This is a genomic window from Curtobacterium flaccumfaciens pv. betae (assembly GCF_026241855.1).
GTDB classification, from domain to species: domain Bacteria; phylum Actinomycetota; class Actinomycetes; order Actinomycetales; family Microbacteriaceae; genus Curtobacterium; species Curtobacterium flaccumfaciens.
The window spans coordinates 209,045-228,855 of the sequence record NZ_JAPJDC010000001.1; the positions used below are offsets into that span (position 1 = coordinate 209,045).

17 protein-coding genes are annotated in these 19,811 nt (G+C 70.1%); 6 read left to right on the forward strand and 11 right to left on the reverse strand.

Annotated elements, in window-relative coordinates:
- Positions 1-32 precede the first annotated feature (32 nt).
- Positions 33-665 carry a TetR family transcriptional regulator gene (locus ORG17_RS01060; RefSeq protein ID WP_214527185.1) on the reverse strand — a complete coding sequence of 211 codons (633 nt, stop codon included), beginning with the start codon at positions 663-665 and terminating at the stop codon, positions 33-35.
- Positions 666-753: 88 nt separating this feature from the next.
- Between ORG17_RS01060 and ORG17_RS01065 the strand changes: the two genes are divergently transcribed.
- Positions 754-1,368: a GNAT family N-acetyltransferase gene (locus ORG17_RS01065; protein ID WP_214527183.1), complete on the forward strand. Its 615-nt coding sequence runs from the start codon at positions 754-756 to the stop codon at positions 1,366-1,368.
- Positions 1,369-1,450: 82 nt separating this feature from the next.
- A complete protein-coding gene (locus tag ORG17_RS01070; RefSeq protein WP_027467232.1) occupies positions 1,451-1,807 on the forward strand; it encodes a VOC family protein in 357 nt (118 codons plus the stop codon).
- Between the two features lie 94 nt (positions 1,808-1,901).
- Here ORG17_RS01070 and ORG17_RS01075 read toward each other — a convergent pair whose 3' ends face one another.
- The 4 genes from ORG17_RS01075 to aztB are packed head-to-tail and all read right to left on the reverse strand — an operon-like array spanning position 1,902 to position 6,110.
- The gene (locus ORG17_RS01075; RefSeq protein WP_250892394.1) at positions 1,902-3,080 is read right to left on the reverse strand and encodes a hypothetical protein; all 1,179 of its coding nucleotides are present in this window, start codon (positions 3,078-3,080) and stop codon (positions 1,902-1,904) included.
- Between the two features lie 26 nt (positions 3,081-3,106).
- Complete coding sequence (locus tag ORG17_RS01080; protein WP_372443698.1) at positions 3,107-4,009, reverse strand: metal ABC transporter solute-binding protein, Zn/Mn family; 903 nt, start codon at positions 4,007-4,009, stop codon at positions 3,107-3,109.
- The gene (locus ORG17_RS01085) at positions 4,006-5,220 is read right to left on the reverse strand and encodes a YncE family protein (protein ID WP_214527180.1); all 1,215 of its coding nucleotides are present in this window, start codon (positions 5,218-5,220) and stop codon (positions 4,006-4,008) included. Before ORG17_RS01085 ends, ORG17_RS01080 begins: the two co-directional genes overlap by 4 nt.
- Positions 5,217-6,110: a zinc ABC transporter permease AztB gene (gene aztB / locus ORG17_RS01090; protein WP_214527178.1), complete on the reverse strand. Its 894-nt coding sequence runs from the start codon at positions 6,108-6,110 to the stop codon at positions 5,217-5,219. The genes ORG17_RS01085 and aztB overlap by 4 nt, the downstream gene beginning before the upstream one ends.
- Before the next feature lie 50 nt (positions 6,111-6,160).
- On the opposite strand from aztB, the gene ORG17_RS01095 reads away from it, so the two are divergent.
- On the forward strand, positions 6,161-6,805 hold the full coding sequence (locus tag ORG17_RS01095; protein ID WP_301565371.1) for an ATP-binding cassette domain-containing protein: 645 nt from the start codon (positions 6,161-6,163) through the stop codon (positions 6,803-6,805).
- A gap of 106 nt (positions 6,806-6,911) precedes the next feature.
- Here ORG17_RS01095 and ORG17_RS01100 read toward each other — a convergent pair whose 3' ends face one another.
- A complete protein-coding gene (locus tag ORG17_RS01100; RefSeq protein ID WP_214527176.1) occupies positions 6,912-8,144 on the reverse strand; it encodes an MFS transporter in 1,233 nt (410 codons plus the stop codon).
- Positions 8,145-8,518: 374 nt separating this feature from the next.
- On the opposite strand from ORG17_RS01100, the gene ORG17_RS01105 reads away from it, so the two are divergent.
- A complete protein-coding gene (locus ORG17_RS01105; protein ID WP_214527174.1) occupies positions 8,519-9,109 on the forward strand; it encodes a DUF1345 domain-containing protein in 591 nt (196 codons plus the stop codon).
- Positions 9,110-9,416: 307 nt separating this feature from the next.
- On the opposite strand, the gene ORG17_RS01110 is transcribed toward ORG17_RS01105, so the two are convergent.
- Positions 9,417-11,429 (reverse strand): rhamnogalacturonan lyase, encoded by a 2,013-nt coding sequence (locus ORG17_RS01110; RefSeq protein WP_214527172.1) that lies wholly within the window; start codon positions 11,427-11,429, stop codon positions 9,417-9,419.
- Between the two features lie 661 nt (positions 11,430-12,090).
- On the opposite strand from ORG17_RS01110, the gene ORG17_RS01115 reads away from it, so the two are divergent.
- The gene (locus ORG17_RS01115) at positions 12,091-12,297 is read left to right on the forward strand and encodes a hypothetical protein (RefSeq protein WP_214527170.1); all 207 of its coding nucleotides are present in this window, start codon (positions 12,091-12,093) and stop codon (positions 12,295-12,297) included.
- A 183-nt stretch (positions 12,298-12,480) separates the two neighbouring features.
- Here ORG17_RS01115 and ORG17_RS01120 read toward each other — a convergent pair whose 3' ends face one another.
- The 4 genes from ORG17_RS01120 to ORG17_RS01135 form a co-directional block, all read right to left on the reverse strand.
- Entirely contained in the window at positions 12,481-13,188 is a 708-nt protein-coding gene (locus ORG17_RS01120) for a hypothetical protein (protein WP_214527169.1), read from the reverse strand.
- Positions 13,189-14,230: 1,042 nt separating this feature from the next.
- Positions 14,231-14,968, reverse strand: coding sequence for a copper homeostasis protein CutC (locus tag ORG17_RS01125; protein ID WP_071245156.1), 738 nt, complete (start codon positions 14,966-14,968; stop codon positions 14,231-14,233).
- Positions 14,965-16,539: a M81 family metallopeptidase gene (locus tag ORG17_RS01130; protein ID WP_214527168.1), complete on the reverse strand. Its 1,575-nt coding sequence runs from the start codon at positions 16,537-16,539 to the stop codon at positions 14,965-14,967. Before ORG17_RS01130 ends, ORG17_RS01125 begins: the two co-directional genes overlap by 4 nt.
- The gene (locus tag ORG17_RS01135; RefSeq protein ID WP_083404204.1) at positions 16,532-17,716 is read right to left on the reverse strand and encodes an ROK family protein; all 1,185 of its coding nucleotides are present in this window, start codon (positions 17,714-17,716) and stop codon (positions 16,532-16,534) included. Before ORG17_RS01135 ends, ORG17_RS01130 begins: the two co-directional genes overlap by 8 nt.
- 227 nt (positions 17,717-17,943) lie before the next feature.
- On the opposite strand from ORG17_RS01135, the gene ORG17_RS01140 reads away from it, so the two are divergent.
- A complete protein-coding gene (locus ORG17_RS01140) occupies positions 17,944-19,737 on the forward strand; it encodes a peptide ABC transporter substrate-binding protein (RefSeq protein ID WP_214527167.1) in 1,794 nt (597 codons plus the stop codon).
- Positions 19,738-19,811 lie beyond the last annotated feature (74 nt).

Consider the following 19,811-nt stretch of genomic DNA (forward strand, 5'->3'; position numbering starts at 1 on the left):
CATTCGGAGCGCTTCCCCGGTCGGTTTGCAGGTCAGTGCTCGGCGGTCACGGCGGCGGTCACCGCGGTGGTCAATCCGCGCACCAGCAACGCCCGCGATCGGGCGGTCGCGGTGCCGTCCGGATCGCTCCACGCGGCGCGGGCGAGTCCGTCCACCAGGGTGATCACGGCGTCGGCGACCACGGGCACCGGCTCGGACGGCGCCGCCCCGTGCCGCGCGGTCCATCGCTCGATCCCGGCCACCACGCCGTCGCGCCAGAGCCGTCGTTCGGCGTCGAGCAGGTCCCCGTCGCCGTCCGGGGCGAGGGCTGTCGCGCTGAGGGCCTCGAGCACCCGGAACCGCTCGGGTTCGCGCCGTACCAGGTCGAGGTACGCCGAGATCCCCGCCTCGAGCGCGGCGGCGAGGTCGTCGTGCTCGTCGGCGGCCGCGAGCACCGGCGGCAGGACCGCACGCGCCTGCCGCTCGAGGAGCGCGACGACCAGGTTGCGCCGCGCACCGAAGGCGTAGTGCACGACACCGTGGGCGACGCCGGCTCGGGCGGCGACGGCCCGGGTGGTGAGGCCGCGCAGGCCGTCGTCCCGCATGACCAGGGCGGCGGCGTCGAGCAGTTCCGCACGCCGGACCTGTCGGCTGCGGTACCCGCGCGTCTGCTGCTCGTCGGTCATCACAGGAAGCGTACGGGGCGCGTGCAGGACCGGCCACGAAGATGAAGTCGGCCAGGTGGCCAAATCACCGAACACCCGAGGAGTCAGCATGGAGACCGTCGTCCGAGCAGCAGGACCCGCCGAGCTCGAGGCGGCCGCGGCCGTCCTCGCCGAGGCCTTCGCCGACGACCCGGTCCTCGCCGAGTTCCGGCCGCCGCGACCCGGCGAGGACCGCCCCGCCGTGCTGACCGGGCTGTTCGCCGCGCTCATCCGGTCGGTGCCGATGCCCGCGGGACGGGTGGACGTCGCCACGATCGGTGACCGGGTGGTCGGCGCCGCCTTCTGGCAGGCACCCGGTCGGCAGCCCGGTGGCGTCCGGGCCTTCGTGCGGCAGGTGCCGGCGTTCCTCCGGGTCCTGGGGCTCGGCGGGGCACTCCGCGCGGTGGCCCACCTGCGCCGCATGGAGCGCGCCCGACCGGTCACCCCGCACTGGTACCTCGCCGAGATCGGGGTGTCGGCGTCAGCGCGGGGTCGGGGGATCGGTGGACTGCTGCTCGGCCACGCACTCGAGCGCGCGGACCGGACGTCGGACGGCGCGTACCTGGAGTCCTCCACCCCGGTGAACCGCCGGCTGTACCGACGGCACGGGTTCGCGGACGGCGCGCCGATCGCGGGGTTCCGCGCGGCGACCCCCATCAGCATGTGGCGTCCGGCCGCCGGCTGAACCGCCGGGGGACATCGACCCTGTACCGGCGTGCACGAGCGCTGCCTACCGTCCACGGCACACCACGACGAGAGGAAACACCATGGCAAGTGGAGTCGCAGCAGTCTGGGTCCCGGTCAGCGACATGGAGCGCGCCGTCGCGTTCTACCGCGACACGCTCGGTCTCACCGTCAAGGACCAGTCCGACGACTGGAGCGAGATCGACGCCGGCGGCCTGATGATCGGCCTGAACGGGCGCGAGTCCGCCAGCCAGGCGAGCGACGGCGGCGCCGTCGTGTCGTTCCAGCCGGACGGCAGCATCGAGGACGAGGTCGCCGCGCTCAAGGAGCGCGGCGCGGACATCCAGGGCGAGATCAGCGAGCACCCGTGGGGCAAGATCATCCCCTTCAAGGACAGCGAGGGCAACGACCTGCAGCTGTACTCGCCCCCGCAGGGCTGACCCGGCCGGGTGCAGGACGCACCCGCGGACGGACGGGAGGCCCGTGGCGACGCCGCCACGGGCCTCCCGTCCGCTCGGTGGTCGCGCTGGGACGCTACGCGACCGCGATCTCGTTCGGCACGCCAGGCAGCTCGTCGCTCGAGGCGATGACCTCGCCGGTGGTCAGGTCGACGGCGTGGACCTTCTGCTCGGCGGGGTCGGTGACGTAGGCGACGTCACCCTCGACCTTCAGAGCCGGGTGGGCGTCCTGCCACTCGGTCGGGCCCTCCCACGCGTCGATCACCGGGTACGACTCCAGCTGCTCGCCGGTGGTCTCGTCGAAGGTGTGCAGGGCGCCGTCGTCGCCGAGCACGACGGCCTCGTCGCCGGGGCCGCGGGCCAGGTCGCGGAACGTGAAGCCGACGCCGTCGGGCATGTCCGCGACGGTGTACTCGCCCGAGGCCGCGTCGATCAGGGCGATCTGGTCGAGCAGGTAGCCCTCGCTGTCGGGGTCGTCGTTGTAGTCGCCGACCGCGACGGACGAGTCCTCGGTGGTGAACAGGTTGCCGGTGCGGCCGTACTCGGTCGGGGCGTCGATCTTCTCGAACGCGCCGTCCTGGTAGACCAGCGCACCGTCGGTGCAGCCGAACACCGCGACCTCGCCCTTGACCGCACCCTCGCCGTGCACGTCGGGGCACTCCTCGGACCGGGTGGTCTCCTTGCCGTCGGCGTCCAGGGCGCGCACACCGGAGCGGCTCTCCTCGGTGCCGATGGTGGTGAGGAGCGTGCCGTCCTCGAGCTCGATCGCGACGCCGTGGTGGGCGGCCTCGGACTTCGTCGTCTCGACCTCGGGCAGGTCGGCGCCGTCGAGTTCGGTGTGGTCGAACGTCGTCACGTCGCCGGTGCCGTCGGCGAACAGGGCGGTGCGGTCGCCGTGGACGACCGCGTGGCCGCCGGTGTCGGCGGGGAACACCGCCTCGGTCAGGGCGGGCTCGGCCTGCATGTCGAGGACCCGGAAGCCCTCGGGCACGGTGACGAGCACGTGGCGTCCGTCACCGGCCGGGTTGACCCGGGTGAAGCCGTCGATCGCGTCGTCGGCCACGACCCGCAGGTCCTGGTCGAGGACCAGCAGACCGCCGTCGTAGGTCAGGGTGATGCGGGTCCCGTCGGCCTTCGGGCTAGCAGTGCTGTCGGACCCGGCGTCGGTGTTCGTGGCGCACCCGGTCAGGGCCAGTGCGGCCGCGCCGAGCAGGGCGGCGGGCCACACGGCCCGGAGCGTCTTCGTGTTCGTCATGCTGTTCACTGTATTGATTCTCATTCTCAATTACCAGTCGACAGGCCGTCGACGATGGCCTCGGTGTTCGAGCGCATCATGCCGAGGTAGGTGGAGGCGTCGCCGTCCTCGGTGAGGGACTCCGTCGCCAGCGGGCGGATCTCGACGTGCAGGTCGACCTCTTCGGCCAGCACCTCGGCCAGTCGCGCGGGCTGCGAGGCGTCGGCGAAGATCGTCCGGACCCCCGCCTCGTCGATCGCGTCGGCCAGGTCGCGCAGGTCGGCGGCGCTCGGGGAGGCCAGGGTGGTCCCGCTCGGGATCACCGCCCCGACGACCCGGAACCCGTAGTGGTCGGCCAGGTACCCGAACACGTGGTGGTTCGTGACGAGCGCCCGGCGTTCCTCGGGCACGGTCCGGAACGCGGTCGTCATCGTGTCGTCCAGGTCGCGGAGCTCGTCCAGGTAGGCGTCGGTGCCGGTCGGCTCGATGCCGGCGTCGCGCAGGTCCTGGTCGAGGGCCTCGACCACGTCGACCATCCGGGCGGGGTCGGTCCAGAAGTGCGGGTCGGGGCCGCTGTCGTCCTCGGTGGTCCACTCCAGCGGGTCGAACGCGTCCCCGGCGGTGGAGACCGGCACGCCGTCCTCGGCCGCCGCCGCGACGTGACGGGCGACCCCTTCTTCGAGCCCGAGCCCGTTCTCGACCACCAGGTCGGCGCTCCGCAGTCGGGCGGCTTCCTGCGCGGAGACCTCGAACGAGTGGGGGTCGGCGCCAGGGGGCATGAGGACCATGACGTCGGCCTGGTCCCCGACGACTTCGCTGACGACGTCGCCGAGGATGTTCGTGGTCACCGCGACGAGGGGGCGGTCGGAGCCTGCGGTGGTGCACCCGGTGGCGACGAGGGCGACGATCGCGGCGACGAGGCCCGCGGTCAGGGCCCTGGTGCCCGTCACAGTCCGACCTCGGCGAAGGCGACGGGGGCGACGGGGAGCTCGATCGTGCGGGCGACCCGGGCGCCGTCGGCGAAGTCGATCTCGTGCACGGTGCCGTCCGCGGGGTCGGCCAGGTAGGCGCGCTGGGCGTCGAGCTGCAGCAGCGGTGCGGGGTCGGTGCCGGTGTCGCCGGCTCGGGCGTCGATCAGCGGCTCGGTCGTGGCCACCTTCCCCGTCGCAGCGGTCACGACGACCACCCGCCCGGAGTCGTCGACCCCGACCACGTGCTCGTCCTCGTCGTCCACCGCGACCACGGCCCGCAGGGGCCGATCGGTCGGCACGAGCCGCCAGGAGCCCTGTCGCACGTCGAGCAACCAGAACCCGGTGGTGCCCGCCAGGCCGGCGACGGTGGGCCGGCCGGCACGTGCGGCGAAGGCCGTCGGACGCTCGGCGCCGTCGGGCAGGTCGACGAACGAGGTCTCGCCGGTGTCGTCCACCACGACCGCTCCGTCGGCGCAGCCCACGACGGCGCCGGCGCGGGTGACGATCCCGCCGGCGGGGTCGGTGCACGCTTGCTCAGCGGTGTCGGCGGTGTCGGTCGCCTCGCCGTCCTGGTCGAGCACGCGGACCGTGTCGCCGTCGGCCGCCACGAGCTGCTCGCCCATCGGCAGCAGGACGCTCGCGTCGATCCGGGCGGTCTCGTCGACCTCGCCCTGGCCCAGTGCCTCACGGTCGAGCACGACGGCCTCGGCCCGGTCCGGCCAGGTGATCGTCGTCATGGTCTCGGACGAGTGCACCGCGACCCGGCCGCCGCCGTCGATCGTGCCGACGACCCGGGGCTCGGCGGCGTAGTAGTGCGTGTGGTCGCCGTGGTCGACCGTCCAGGACCCGCCGTCGACGATCGTGGTGCGGTCGGCACCGCTCGTCACGACGAACCGGCCGTCGGTCGCCGAGTGCTCCGGTGCGTCCACGTCCTCGAGTTCGGTGGTCTCCTCGGTGAGCAGGTCGTGCAGCGCGGTCGCGCCGGTCGCCGACACGGCCAGGAGGCGCACCTGGGGTTCCTGGGACTCGCTCGCGCCCGCAACGTAGCCGTGGGGGCGGGCGGTGCCGGTCGAGCTGTCGGCCGACGGGGTGCCCGTGGAACAGGCGGTGACGGTGAGGGCCAGGCCGGTGGCGAGGCCGATGGTGGACAGGAGGCGCGCGGGGGCGCGGCTGGTGGTCGAGTGCTTCATGCTCCCTCTCGAGACGGTGCGGCGGATCGTGGTGCTGCCGGCGCGGCCGCGCGCGCCGGTGTGGGGATCGGGGTGCGCCGCAGGACGACGACGGCCAGGGCGCGCGAGACCACCACGCTGCCGACGGCGACCGCGGCGATGCTCGCGCCGGCGGCGGTGCCGGCGTGCCAGGAGACGAGCAGCCCGACGAGCACGGCGGCGGCACCGATCCCGGCGCCGAGGAGCATCGTCGAGGCCACGTGTCGGGTCCAGGCGCGGGCGGCGGCCGCCGGCGCGAGCAGCAGGCCCACGACGAGCAGGGTGCCGACGGCCCGGTACGAGGCGACGACCGCCAGGGTGACGAGCCCGATGAGCACGACCTCGGCCAGGCGTGGGTGCAGCCCGAGCGTCGTGGCCTTGCGGGTGTCGAACGCCAGCGCGGTGAAGGGCCGGTGGAACGCCACGGCGACGGCCATGGCCACGGCTGCGGTGATCGCGAGGCCGCCGACGTCGGCTCGGGTGACGGCGAGGACGTCGCCGAACAGGATCGCGGTGACGTCGGTGGCGAACGACCGCGAGGACGAGACGATGATCACGCCGAGCGCGAGCATCCCGACGAACAGCAGGCCGATCGAGGTGTCGTACGACAGTCGGGCGCGACGTCGCAGCGCCCCGACGCCGAGCACCATCACGCCCGCACTCACCGCGGCGCCGAGCACCGGCGGGATCCCGGTCAGGGTGGCGATCGCGACGCCGGGCAGCATGCCGTGCGACAGCGCCTCGCCCAGGAACGCCATGCCCCGGACCAGCACCCACGTGCCGACCACGGCGCAGAGGACCGCCGCCAGGGAGCCGCCGACCAGGGCGCGCACCATGAAGTCGACGGAGAACGGATCGGTCAGCCAGGTCACGGTCCGAGACGCTACATGAAAACGAGTATCGATACTGATAGCGTGCTCAGGTGCCTGCGACCGAGCCGACCGAGCCGACTGATCCCCGATCCGCCGTCCACCTGGACCGCGTGACGGCCGTCCTCGGCGACCGGACCGTCCTCGACGCGCTCGACGTGACGTTCCCCGCCGGGGTCGTCACCGCGCTCACCGGACCGAACGGATCCGGCAAGTCGACGCTGCTCGACGTGGTGGCGGACGTCGTACGGCCGACCGCCGGGCGGGTGACGGGCCTCCCGTCCGACGGCGTCGCCTACGTGACCCAGTCCGTGCCGCCGACCACGCTCCCGCTCACCGTCCGCGCGGCCGTCACGATGGGGCGGTGGCGGCACCGCGCGTGGTGGCGGCCGCTCGGACGCGCCGACCGGGCGATCGTCGACGCGCAGCTCGAGCGGATGGCGATCACCGACCTCGCCGACCGGCCCGTCGAGGAGCTGTCGGGCGGGCAGCGTCAGCGGACGCTCGTCGCGCTCGGGCTGGCGCAGCGTGCCGGGGTGCTGCTGGTGGACGAACCGACCGCGGGGGTCGATGCCGAGTCGGCGGCGCTCGTGGTGGCGGCGCTCGCCGACGAGGCCGCGGCAGGGGTCGTGGTCGTGCACGCGGCCCACGACCCCGCCGTGATCGCCGCGGCCGACCGCGTCATCGCCCTGACCTGACCGAGTCCGCAAAACACCGGTGTTCACCCGTTGAACCGCGGTCTGCGCGTGTTCAGTGCGCGAACACCGGTGTCTTGCGATCGATCCCTACCGATCCCGACCGGCGTCAGGGGCAGGCGACGGCCACCGGGCCGGTCGGCGTCGGCTCAGCCGAGACCGGCTCGACCACCGGCACGGCACTCGACTTCCGCAGCCCCATCGCGACGAGCACGACGGCACCGACGATCGCGACCCCGCCGGCCAGCCAGAAGTCAGCAGCCAGACCGAACGACGACACCGCGGCACCACCGAGCACCGAACCGGCGGCGATCGCGAGCTGGATCGTCGTGACGAACAGCGCGAGCCCGGTCTCGGACCCGGCCGGCGACGCCGTCGACATCCACGTCTGCATCCCGAGCGGCAGCGCACCCCACACCAGGCCCCACACGACGAGCAGCACGAAGACCCCCACGACGGAGTGGGCGAGCAGCGGCAGCAGCACGACGGCCGCCGCGAGCACGAACTTCGACGCCCCGATGGTGCCGAGGACACTGCGGTCGAGCGTGAAGCCCGCGGCGAAGTTCCCGACGATGCCCGCGACGCCGAACACCAGCAGCGCGATCGTCACGGTGTCCGGGCCGACGCCGACGAGCTGCTGCAGGTACGGCGCGATGTAGGTGTACGCGGCGAACTGGGCCGCGAAGACGAAGGCCGCGGCGATGAGCCCGACCCGGGCACGGGGCACGCGGAGCAGCGACGCGAGCGTGGCGAACCGCACCCGCTGCTGCGCGGGGATCCTCGGCAGCATCGCCAGCTGCAGGACGAGCGCGACGACACCGAGCGCCCCACCGATCACGAAGCCGAGGCGCCAGCTGGCGAGCGACGGCACCAGGGCGCCGAGCGGCAGGCTCACGACGGTCGCGACGGAGACGCCGGCCGTGATGAGCGAGGTCGCGCGGATCGTCAGCTCGGGCCGGACGAGTCGCCCGGCGATCCCGGCGCCGATGGCCCAGAAGCCACCGATGCCGACACCGAGCAGCATCCGTGCGATGAGCAGCACCCAGAACGACGGCGCGATCGCGGCGAGGCCGTCGGCGACCACGAGCAGCACGGTCAGGGACACGAGCACCACCCGGCGGTCGAGCCGCGAGGTCAGGACGGTGACGACCGGTGCGGCGACGGCTCCGACCAGTCCGGTGGCGACGACCATCAGGCCGGCGGTGCCGATGCCGACGTCCAGGTCGTCGGCGATGGCGGGGAGCAGTCCGATGGGCAGGAACTCGGACAGGACGAGCACGAACGACCCGAGTGCGACGGACGTGACGCTGAGCCACCCGCGGCGCGCTGCTGACGATGTCATGGGGGCATCAAGCCCCGGAGTGCGACGATCCATTCCCGGCCTCGCCGAGTCCGCTGGTCAGCACCCCGATCGACCGTCGTGCCCAGAGCCGTTCCTCGACCGAGTACCCCGCTTTCACCCGGTCGGGCCTGCACACCTGCCCCGGCTTCGTGCGCTGCTGCCGCCGCCGAGGTTCACGGCGGCGCGCGCGGGTGCACAGGCGATAGCCTCATGTGCATGCCAGCGGACGACACCCCCGCGCCTCCTCTCCATCCGCGCGTGGCCGGGGTGCTCAGGGGCTTCACCATCGCGCACCTCGCGGCAGGCGGTGCGAGGTGAAGCGCACAGCCAGAGCGAGAGTCGCACGCAGCTCGCCGAGCGTGATCAAGGGTGTGATGGAGGCGATCATCGTCGCGGCCTCCATCACCTACCTGGTGACGGGTGCCTCGGGGGCGCTCATCGCCTGGGAGGCGGTGGCGGTGCTCTACGTCGTCGTCGGAGCGATCAGGACGATGAGCCGTCCCAGCGTGCGCGAAGACGACGACCAATCTCGTTTCGCCGAGGCCATCGCGTGGATCTTCCCACTGGTGGCGAGCGCGACGGGCATCACCTCTGCCATCACTGCTCTCGCCGCGCGCGGGGCAGCGTCGGTGCACGGGCCCGACCTCGTTCTCGCTGTGCTCGCGTCCGTGGGGGTGCTGCTGTCATGGCTGTTGTTCCACATCGGGTTCGCGAACATCTACCAGGTGACCCAGCGACGAGACGGGCGCACGCCAGGAATCGCCTTCCCCAAGAAGATGCCGCCGACCGTGACCGACTACCTCTACTTCTCGTTCGCGATCGGCACTGCTTTCGCTACCTCCGACGCTGATGTGCTGACCAGCCGCATGCGGTGGACGGTCATGACGCACAGCATCCTCAGTTTCTTCTACAACGCACTTGTGGTGGCGGTGGCGTTCCAGGTGCTTCAGCAGTCCGTGGCCTGAAGCCTGGAGCGCGGTGCTCCATGGAGCCCATCGCCGGTCCTCGCCCCTGCGTGTCGACCGTTGCTGCTTCGTCAGTGAGCGTCGCAGACAGCAGGTCACTGAGCGGCCCGGGTGAACGCTTTCTGGAACAAGCCACTCGGACTGAGCACCAGGTTGCGTAGCGGGTGGATCTGCCGCCGCTGCCAAGTCCGAGAGGATGTGCCAAGCAACGGTACAAACGGACTCACTTCGAGCTTCATCAGGGGATGCACCTGGCTACCGCTGACGAAGCCGCCGTCGACGAGCAGCGATCGTCTGCGAGACGGTTCTACCGCGGCGCCTGCCCCTGCAAAGGTGCGGAACGATCCGGCCCGGCCAGCCGTACTCGCGGTGTGGGCGGTGTGGCCATGCCCGCTCCGATGAAGTAGCTCGGCTGAGGCGGCATGTTGTACCCCGTGTTTTGCCAGGCGACGCCGAGGCGGTAATTCGGATCCTGCATGAAGGTGCGCAAGCGCATGTCGGATGGATCGGCGGTGGAGTAGATGCGGAGTTCCTTGGAGTCACCGCTGCGAACGACCATCTCCTCTCGCCAGTCGCCGAGGAGGTCGGCTTGCAGCATCGGGTTCACCTTCGTGCCGTTGTCGGTGAGGGCACCATCGGCTTGCAGGAGCACGTCGCGTTGTCGGGTCTTCCAGTTCCATTTGCTGACGACGGGCACCGCGGCGTTCGTCGCGGGGTCGTAGGTGCCGCCGAGCTGCTCGCGGAGTGCGTCTCCGTCCCAGAAGATCGCGAACCGCGAGTCGGGAATGGCGTCAGTGATGAGGCTGCCGTCCGCAGCGCGGAGCTGAGCCTGCAGCGCTCCATCCGGTCCGAGCCCGTACGTCCATGACTCCGAACCGGGAAATCGTGGGTCGACGTCCGCGGTGAGCCCGAAGCCCGTGTCGCGGTCACCCGGGATGCTCCACAGGATGCGGCCCGTGCGTGCGTCCCGCATCGTGGCGGCCCGATTGCCTGACTTGCTCATGAACTCATGCACTGCGAACACCTCGAGGCCGGGATTGTCCGGGACGAGGTCTCCCACGTGGATCGCATCTCCGTGCCCGAGACCCGTCGAGTAGAGGAGAGTTCCGTCGTCGTCGACCGTCATGGAGCCGAACACGATCTCGTCCCGCCCGTCCCCATCGACATCTGCGACTGCGAGGTTGTGGTGGCCCTGCCCGGCTGCGGCCTCCTGGCCAGGAGCACTGCTGTCGAGCTTCCACCGTTCCTTGAGGTGCGTGCCGTCGAAGTCGTAGGCGGCGAGGGCGGTGCGCCCGTAGTAGCCGCGCGTCATCAGGACGCTTGGGTGCGACCCGTCGAGGTAAGCGGTTGCCGCGAGGAATCGATCGACGCGGTTGCCGTAGGTGTCCCCCCAGGATGCGACGTCGCCGCGCGGAGGGTCGTAGGGAACGGTGTCGATTGCGTGGCCCGTCAGCCCTGAGAAGACGGTGAGGTACTCGGGGCCTGCCAGCACGTAGCCACGAGCGTTCCGGTAGTCGGCGTCTCCATCGCCGATCACCGTTCCCGTCCCGTCCACAGTGCCGTCGGCGGTCTTCATCACGACCTCTGCGCGGCCGTCGCCGTCGTAGTCGTAGACCTGGAACTGGGTGTAGTGAGCGCCAGCGCGGATGTTCGGTCCGAGTGAGATCCGCCAGAGGCGCGTGCCGTCCATCCTGTAGGCGTCGAGAAGCACGGGCCCCGTGTAGCCGGGCTGGCCGTTGTCCTTCGAATCGCTCGGGTCCCACTTCACGAACAACTCGTACTGCCCATCGCCGTCCGCGTCACCGACGCTTGTGTCGTTGGCACTGTAGGTGTACGTCTCCCCCGTCGGTGTGGCTCCCCCATCTGGTCGGTCGAGGGGAACCGAAACGTAGGGAGCGGTCCGAACGCCGAAGGGTGCCGTGACGGCGCGCTCCACGCCGTCGGTGATGCTGCGTACCTCGTATCGAGAGGTGGGTAGTCCTGCTGTGTCGAGATAGTTCGTAGCTGTTTCGAGCGGCCTCGGCGTGATCTGAGCTCCGTCGCGGTAGACAACGAAGGCGATGGAATCAGGGTCCGTGGCGAGCATCCGCCACGAGAGGAAAACTCCGTTGGACACGCGAGCGGCCTCGGGCGCACGGTCGAGTCGCTCCATCTGACGGGTGCCCGTGTACGGCGGCTTAGCGGTCGACGCTGCCGACTGCGCGGCCGCTGCACGAGCCTCGGTTCCCGAGAGGTGACCGGCGCCGACGACGCAGGCGACGACAGCAGCGATCGTGGCGGCCCTGAGTATCAAGTGAGCACGGACGCGGACGCAAGACATGGGGCCTCCAAGAAAACGAGCACGCTCGCCGACGCGTTCACGAGCTGGGACTACCGGTAGGGCGAGTACTACTGGTCCTGCATCGAAAATGCGGATTTCCTTGAAATTGATCGACGCGGCGAGGCCCGGCCGATGGCTCTGGAGGCGTTCAGCCGAAATGGCGGTCGACCTGAAGGCGAAAGAGATACGTTCGCCCTTTCTCGCCGCTACCGTATCCCCTCCGCTCTACGCGCTAGTGAAGCCAGGAATCCGCACCTGGAGAAGACCCGATCGGTCACTGGCGCCGACGAACTGAAGTGACCGATAAAACTCAAGCCGGTGCGAGCGCGTGCCCTCGTTGTTCCGAAAAGAACTGTTCCATCGCGGTGTAGGACATGTTCAGTGAATACTGCACCTCCCGCTGGCGCCGGTAGCCAGGTTCGTCAGACAACTGTCTGTTGAATCAACATAAGTGCGTCGCGCACTTTTCGGCTGGACAATGACCGAGCAATCGATGAGGGCGCGTACAGTCGTTGCGCCCGACTGGTAATTCGTCATTCTTCCCGCGCCGCCATGTCGGCAGGCCGGCTGAGGCTCGTCGAGGCCGGGATGGCCGCCAATCGCACTTTCTGAGGATGCGCGGGCGCGGTGGTATCCCGTTCTGCCACCCTCCCGCAGGTGGATGGCGCCCGGCAGCACCATCACGAAGATCGAAGCGTCGTTCGACTCCGCTCTCCGCCGCGGTCGCATCCTCCCGGTCCTCGGGCTCGTTCCTGCAGCGGTCGAGGCCGCTCGTGTCGCTGCATCGATCACCTTCGTGCTGAGCGATGACGAGGTCAACCTCAATGCCATCGTCCTACCGTCCAACAACGGTCAGTCGGTGATCTGAGACCGATTGGATGATCGACTGCACCAGCACATGGAGCACTGCCGGTCGCCGAGGGACACGAGCAGGACGCCCGTGGTGACGTGGTGATCACCGCGGGCGTCCCGTGCGTGGGCGACCAAGCGAAAGTGGACCAAGCGGCTCGGACCCTCTGCTCTGGCCGCTCGTCGCTCACGAGGGAGGCAGTCAGCAGTGTGTTCGCCAGATGTACGGGACGTCGATCCAGATACCGTTCTTGATGCAGCTCCAGCTCTGCAACCCAGCGGCGGCTCCGCCGGCGATCACGACGCCGAGCAGGGCGCAGCTGGCCTTGCTCAGGTCGTAGAACGTGCAGGCACTCGCGAGTGCATAGACGAGGGGGACGGAGATCATCCAGCTCAGCCATTTGCCGTTGACGTAGAGGATGTGATCCTCGAAGATGTGGTTCCACCAGTGTTTGTCGTCGTCGATCCCGCCGGGGTGGGTGCCCGCCGTGGTGTGTGGAGTGGTGACGGTCGGTCCTCCAGCGTGGAGCTGCACCGTCTGGGGCTGCGCGGTCCGGGCCGCGCTCATCGCGGGGTCCGCAGCCATCTGCTCTGCGCCTTGTTCCGCCTGTGCTTCCTGTGCTGGCGAGAGGTTGGTCCAGCTCGCGATGTGGCGGCCGTTGACGGTGAACCCTGCGGCTGCGGCTGCGACGATGTCGGCCTCCGAGATCCTTCCCGTTTTGACGTCTTGCGCGATGGTGCCGTGTTCGAGGGACAAAGCGACCTTCTCGGCAGGGGTGCTCTGCGCAGCCATCGCTGCACTGGCTGGGCCGCTGATCGCGAGTGTGAGCGCGGCGACGGCGACGACGGCTGCGGCCACCATCCGCGTGCGTGTCGGTGAAACGGATCGTAGCTGGGGAGTGAGCTGCATGGTGTGTCCTTCTCCTCGGTGCGAGGCGGTCGCCTCAGTGAGAGAGTCGGCCCGCAGGAGGTCCGTGAAGGTGTGTTTGCCTGTCCCGGAGGCGAACAGGTGGCGTCCAATAGACGATCGTCTAACGTAATTCACAATAGCTGAGCGTTGCCTCAGATCCGGCGAAGACGAACGACGACACCCGCCACAGCGGCTCCACATGTCGAGGAGCCGACGGCAGGGTGATCCGCTGGCGCTGACAGACAGCTGCCAAGGACCGGAGCTGACGCCTCACCCGGATCGCGGTCTCCTCGGAACAGATCCACGAGCCGCGAAGCGTGACCCGGCGGCGCATCAGCTGACTGCTCCGGACGAGATGGGTTGGCGGACTTCCCAAGGAGGACCATGATGCCGTCGCCGCAGACCGAGCCGAACCCCTCCATCTAGAATGGAACGTCGGCGTGGGACCGAGTGCGTTGAGCACTGCATGCACCCCCTCGCGGAGCACTGCGCACCCGACCGATCGACGGTGACGGTAAGTGGCGAGAACGTTGGAACCGTGGTTTGGACGGTCCCGAACGATGACCTCGAACTCGTCGAGGTGCTTCCCGCCGACCAACGGAGCCTCGTCTGCAGTGGTTCCTCCGCAGGCCCGAACTGTTCGAACATCGAAACGTCCATTCCGGGAGCATCCAGGCACGTCCTGCTCGCTCCGAACGGATGGCTCGGTGCGATCCCGATGCGGACAGCTGCGACCCCCGGGGGCGATGAGACCTATTGCACGAGCAATTCTTTGACCGGGGCCGACTGCTTGACAGCTACGCCTTGGCGGATGCGAACTGGAAGTAACAGTGCCGAGTCCGTCCCTCGACCGGGTCGAGATCGGAGCAATTGGCCCGACCGGCGGGCGAGCTCGAGATCACCGCCGTTGAGACAGCCCGATCCCCGATGGTCGCTTGTCCCTCGCTGGAAGCGTCTTCTGAAATCAGGACAATCCACGGGAGCGGACACGGTTCTCCGTTCGGTCAGGTGGTGCCGACTGTCGGAGCGGGTCCCGAACGACTCAGGCGTCGAGCGCGCGCCGTGCGGCCGCGACGACCTCGGCGTCGGTGACGAAGTGCGCGGAGCCGTCGTCCCCGGCGCCCATCGGCACCCCGGCGTGCGTGCTGTCCGCGGCCGGACGCTTGGCCGACAGGTGCACGGCTGCGGCGCCGGTGGCGAGCAGGGCGCGGACGTCGGCGGGGGTGACCCCGGCGCCGGCCATCACCTGCACGGGCCCGGCGGCCTCGACCATGCGCGCGATCGTCTCGGCGCCGGCGACCGCGGTGGGGGCGGCGCCCGAGGTCAGGACGCGGGTGAACCCGAGCGCCGCGAGCGACCCGGCAGCGGCGACGGGGTCGGTCGCGTGGTCGATCGCGCGGTGCAGGGTGACCTCGGCGGTGGCGCTGACCGAGCGGGCGGCGTCCACGAAGCGGCGGAGGGCGTCCTCGTCCAGGGTCCTGTCGGGGCGCAGGGCACCGACCACGACGCCCGCGGCCCCGGAGCGCAGGACCGTGCGGACCTCGCGCACCATGAGCTCGACCTCGTCGGGGGAGTGCACGAACCCGCCCGGACGGCAGCGGACCAGCGCGTGCGCCGGGATCCCGGTCTCGTGGGTCGTCTCGACCAGGGCCTGCGACGGGGTGAGCCCGCCGAGCTCGAGCCCGACGCAGAGTTCGACGCGGTCGGCGCCGCCGTCCCGCGCGGTGATCGCACCCGCCGGTGAGGTGACGGCGATCTCGAGTGCGGCGGTGGTGCTCATGCAGGGGCTCCGAGCGGTTCGTTGGAGGCGGGGACGATGCGGGCGCGGAGGTCCGGTGCCGTCGGGAACACTCGATCGTAGGGGAACATCGGCCGCTCGATCCTGTGGTGCCCGAGGCGCAGCAGGTCCTGGTCGACACCGCCCGGGGTGAGCGCGAGCATCCAGTCGGCGGACATGTCGAACAGCTCCGGTTCGAGGTACCCGATCTTCACGATGACGACGTCCGCCTGCCGCGGGGCCAGGTCGAGATCGGTGAAGTCGTGCTCGTGGTGGTACGGCTTCCGCAGCTTCGTCAGGATCGCGAAGACGCTGCCGACCTGCAGCACGACCTCGGTCTCGGCGTCGCGGTCACCCTGCTTGATCGCGTGCACCCGGCCGGTCATCGTGATCGGGCCCGCGTGCACGTGGTCGACCTCGGCACCGGCGGTCACGGTGATCGTCGCACCGACGCCGGCGTCCACCGCCGCGGCGACGGCGGCCGGTCCGGGCACGCTCGCGTAGATGACGGTCGGGCCGGACGGGTCCTGGAACTCCGGGCGGGCGAGCACCTGCGTCAGGCCCCAGGTCATGTCGCCGGAGCCGCCGGCCGTGGGGTTGTCACCCGAGTCCGAGACGAAGTACGGCTTCGCGGCGCCCGGGGCGAGCGCTGCGTCGAGGCACTCCTCGAACGTGCCGGTGGGGGCGACGAACACGAAGTCCTCGCGGACGTCCCAGAACGCACGTGCGAGTCGCTCGGCACCGGCTGCGACGGCGGCCTCGTCCCACCCGGTGACGACGGTGACGGCCTGGTCGCGGGGCTGGTCGGCCCACGCGTACCCGACCCAGATCGCGGCGTCGAGCACGCCCTCGGTCTGCTCGACGAGCGGGACCTGCGCGTACAGGGACTTCGCCGGCTCGAGACGGGTCGAGGTCTGCTCGCCCGGCAGCAGGACGGGGATCGGGATCCAGGCCTTCACGGGTCGTTGCGCACCGACGGGTCGTTCGGTGAGCACCTCGACGAGGTTCCGGACGGCACGCTCCTTCGTCTCGAGGGTGTCCTCGTGCGGGGCCATCCGGTAGCAGGTGACGAGGTCGACCCGGTGGGCGAGCTCGCGCGTGACGTTGCCGTGCAGGTCCATCGACGCGGACACGATGACGTCGGGGCCGACGACCGCGCGGATGCGGCCGAGCAGGTCCGTCTCGGCGTCGTCGAGTCCCTCGACCACCATCGCGCCGTGGATGTCGTACCAGAGCCCGTCGACCGGACCCAGCGCACGCAGCCGCTCCACGATCTCGTCGGCCAGGGTTTCGTACGACGCCCGGTCGACGATCCCGCCGGGCAGCGCGTGCCCGATGAGCGCCCCGCGGAAGTCCGCCCGGTCCGCCATGGTCGCCAGGAACGGGTAGCGGGCGACGGCTTCGTCCCCGCGGTCCGGGTGGAAGGCGGGGGCGTGGGTCCGGGTCGGCGTGAACGTCGAGGTCTCGATGGCGAGCCCGGCGATGGCGATGACCGGGCGACGGACGCCAGCGGCGCCAGCGGTGCTGGCTGCGGCGACGGGGACGGCTGGGGTGACGGGACCGGTCTCAGACACGGACGCTCCTGTTCCTGGTGGTGGACTGGGGGATGGGCGCGGAGAGCTCCTCGAGCGAGGCGGCGAGGCCCCGCTGCAGCGCAAACTGCCCGGCGCCGACGAGCCCGGCATCGGCGCCGAGCGACACCGGCTCGATGGCCAGGTGCTGGGTCATCAACGGGTGGCAGCTCTCGTAGAGCTGGCTCCGCACGGCGGCGATGAACGGGTCGAGGGTCGACAGGATGCCGCCCAGGTACACGGCGTCCGGGTTGAAGAAGTTCACGTTGGCGGCGAGTACCTCGCCCAGGTACTTGCCCGCCATCCGCACGGCACGGGTGGCCTCGGGGTGCGCGTCCGAGGCGAGCCGGACGACGTCGGCGGTCGAGGCGACGTCGACCCCGGCGTTCGACAGGATCCGGACCAGGGCGGCACCGGACGCCACCGTCTCGAGGCAGCCGGTGTTGCCGCACGAGCACGGGGTGTCCCCGGCGGCGTCGATCCGCACATGGGTGATGTCCCCGGCGGCCCCGGTCGACCCGCGGTAGAGCCGGCCGTCGATGACGATGCCCGCGCCGATCGCCGATCCGGCCTTGATCGTGATGGTCTGGCGTCGAGCCGGGTCCTGCACGGTCTGTTCACCCGCCGCCATGCAGTTCGCGTCGTTGTCGACGATCGCCGGCAGGCCGAACCGGTCGCTCAGCCACGCGGCCACGGGGAACCCGTTCCACCCCGGCATCCGGCTCGGCAGGTCCACGACGCCGGCGACGACGTCGACGGGCCCGGGCAGGCTGAGCCCGACGCCCCGCAGCCCCTCGCGACCACGGTCGTCGGCGAGCCGCTCGAGCAGCGCGGCCAGGCGCTGGAGCCCGGCGGTCGGACCGTCGGAGAGCGCGAACGGGACGTTCGCGACCGACTCGAGCGCGCCTCCTGGCAGGACGACGCCGATGCGCGCGTGCCCGCCACCGACGTCCGCTGCGACCGCGTACTCGTCGACGCCGCCGATGCGGAGCACCTTGCGGGGGCGACCGCCGGTCGAGACGTCGGTGCCTTCCTCGGCGAGGATCCCGTGCTCGAGGAGCTGGCCGACGACGTGCGAGACGGTCGAGGGGGCGGCTCCGAGCACCTTCGCGATCTCGGTCCGGCTGGCGGCCTGCCCCGAGGCGACGAGCTCGAGGACGCGGGCGCTGAGATCGGCCACGACTTTCTCCAATCCGGGCGGAACGGGAGCGGAACACCGGTCGGTGGTCCGTTCTGCCGCGAGCCTACGGGGCGGATCGAGCGGTCCACCCTTTCGTCCGTTCCGCAGTAACGCAGTTTTTACATCGAGATGTTTGTTTTTCCAATCGCTTTGGTCCTTGACTGTCCTCGTGCCGCTCGGCACCCGTGCTCCACCTCCCCGAAGTCCCTCGCACAAGGAGACACCGCATGTCCAAGCCCCGTCGCTGGGCGCTCCTCACCGGAGCTGCGATCGCCGTGAGCGCGCTGCTCGCCGGCTGTTCCGGAGGCGGCAACGCCTCGCAGGGATCGACCGACGAGATCGACTACGCGCTCCCCGCCAACTTCACGCCGAACTGGATCCTGCCGATCGGCACCGCCGCGCACCTCAACACGAACAACGGCTCCATCGCCCAGTCGCTGTACGAGCCGCTCGTCGCGTACGACGGCTCCACCGGCAAGATCGCATGGAACAAGGCCGGCTCCGTCGCCACCGATGCGGAGTTCGCCGACGACGGCAAGAGCGTCACCATGACGCTCGGCGACCGACACTGGTCGGACGGCGAGGCGATCACGAGCCGCGACGTCGGGTTCTGGTTCAACCTGATCAAGGCGAACAAGGACCAGTGGGGCTCGTACTCCAAGGGCAAGGCACCGGACAACTGGACGTCGTTCAAGGCCGTCGACGACACGCACTTCACCATCACGTTCGACAAGGCCTACAACTCGGACTGGATGCTCGCCAACCAGCTGAGCCACATCATCCCGCTGCCCCAGCACGCCTGGGACAAGACCAGCGCGACCGCGAAGGTGACCGACGCCGACGAGACCACCGCCGGCGCGAAGCAGGTGTGGAAGTACCTCAACACCGCAGCCGGCAAGATCTCCGACTACGCCACCGACGACCTGTGGAAGACCATCTCCGGCCCGTACGGCGTCAAGACCTTCACCACGGCCGGCAAGGTCACCCTGACGGCGAACAAGAAGTACGACGGTGGTGAGAAGCCGTCGATCACGACGGTCAACCTGCTGCCCTTCACCACGGCCGACGCCGAGGTGAACGCCGTCCGCTCGGGCGAGGTCGACTACGGGTACATCAACGCCACCGACATGGACCAGAAGTCCTCCTTCACGGGGAAGGGCTACGAGGTCGAGCCGTGGACCGGCTGGGCCATCACGTACATGCCGTACAACTTCAACAACCCGACGATGGGCGCCGTCTTCAAGCAGCTGTACGCCCGTCAGGCCGTCCAGATGTCGATCGACCAGAAGTCGCTGTCGAAGGTCGTCTTCAACGGCACCGCCACCTCGACGTACGGTCCGATCCCGCAGGCACAGGAGTCCGACTACGTCTCCGACGTGCAGAAGTCGAACCCGTACCCGTTCAGCACCTCGAAGGCCAAGGACCTGCTGACCAGCCACGGTTGGGAGGAGCAGGGCGGCACGATGGTCTGCACCGACCCGGGCACGTCCGCCAGCCAGTGCGGCGAGGGCGTCGAGCAGGGCACGAAGTTCTCGATGCAGGTGCTGTCGCAGTCCGGCTCGACCGTGACCGACAACATGATGAGCGCGATCCAGTCGTCGCTCGGGAAGACCGGCATCGACTTCACCATCAAGACCGCACCGGTGTCGAGCGTGCTGTCGCAGACCCCGACCTGCACCTCGGACGAGGCCAGCTGCGACTGGGACCTGTCGTTCTTCGGCACCGCGGGCAGCTGGTACTTCCCGGCCTACCCGACCGGTGAGTCGCTGTTCCAGACCGGCGGTTCGGCGAACTTCGGCAGCTACTCCAACAAGGAGGTCGACTCCCTGATCGACGCGACCACCACCTCGACCGACGCCACCGCCGTGCAGGACTACAGCGCAGCGGTCGCGAAGGACCTGCCGGTGATCTGGCTGCCGAGCCCCGATTACCAGATCTCGGTCGTCAAGAAGGGCCTGTCCGGCTTCGACCAGGACTCGCTCGCCAACTTCCACCCGGCCCAGTGGAAGTGGAACAAGTAAGACCGTGACCACGGATGGGAGGCGCGGTGCGCGTACGACGCGCACCGCGCCTCCCGTCCCTCGCACGTCTCCAA

Bases quoted from the DNA above. Each gene is read 5' to 3' on its own strand.
- ORG17_RS01060 (WP_214527185.1), bottom strand. From the start codon at position 665: ATGACCGACGAGCAGCAGACGCGCGGGTACCGCAGCCGACAGGTCCGG.
- ORG17_RS01065 (WP_214527183.1), top strand. From the start codon at position 754: ATGGAGACCGTCGTCCGAGCAGCAGGACCCGCCGAGCTCGAGGCGGCC.
- ORG17_RS01070 (WP_027467232.1), top strand. From the start codon at position 1,451: ATGGCAAGTGGAGTCGCAGCAGTCTGGGTCCCGGTCAGCGACATGGAG.
- ORG17_RS01075 (WP_250892394.1), bottom strand. From the start codon at position 3,080: ATGACGAACACGAAGACGCTCCGGGCCGTGTGGCCCGCCGCCCTGCTC.
- ORG17_RS01085 (WP_214527180.1), bottom strand. From the start codon at position 5,220: ATGAAGCACTCGACCACCAGCCGCGCCCCCGCGCGCCTCCTGTCCACC.
- ORG17_RS01100 (WP_214527176.1), bottom strand. From the start codon at position 8,144: ATGACATCGTCAGCAGCGCGCCGCGGGTGGCTCAGCGTCACGTCCGTC.
- ORG17_RS01105 (WP_214527174.1), top strand. From the start codon at position 8,519: ATGGAGGCGATCATCGTCGCGGCCTCCATCACCTACCTGGTGACGGGT.
- ORG17_RS01110 (WP_214527172.1), bottom strand. From the start codon at position 11,429: ATGTCTTGCGTCCGCGTCCGTGCTCACTTGATACTCAGGGCCGCCACG.
- ORG17_RS01115 (WP_214527170.1), top strand. From the start codon at position 12,091: ATGGCGCCCGGCAGCACCATCACGAAGATCGAAGCGTCGTTCGACTCC.
- ORG17_RS01120 (WP_214527169.1), bottom strand. From the start codon at position 13,188: ATGCAGCTCACTCCCCAGCTACGATCCGTTTCACCGACACGCACGCGG.
- ORG17_RS01125 (WP_071245156.1), bottom strand. From the start codon at position 14,968: ATGAGCACCACCGCCGCACTCGAGATCGCCGTCACCTCACCGGCGGGT.
- ORG17_RS01140 (WP_214527167.1), top strand. From the start codon at position 17,944: ATGTCCAAGCCCCGTCGCTGGGCGCTCCTCACCGGAGCTGCGATCGCC.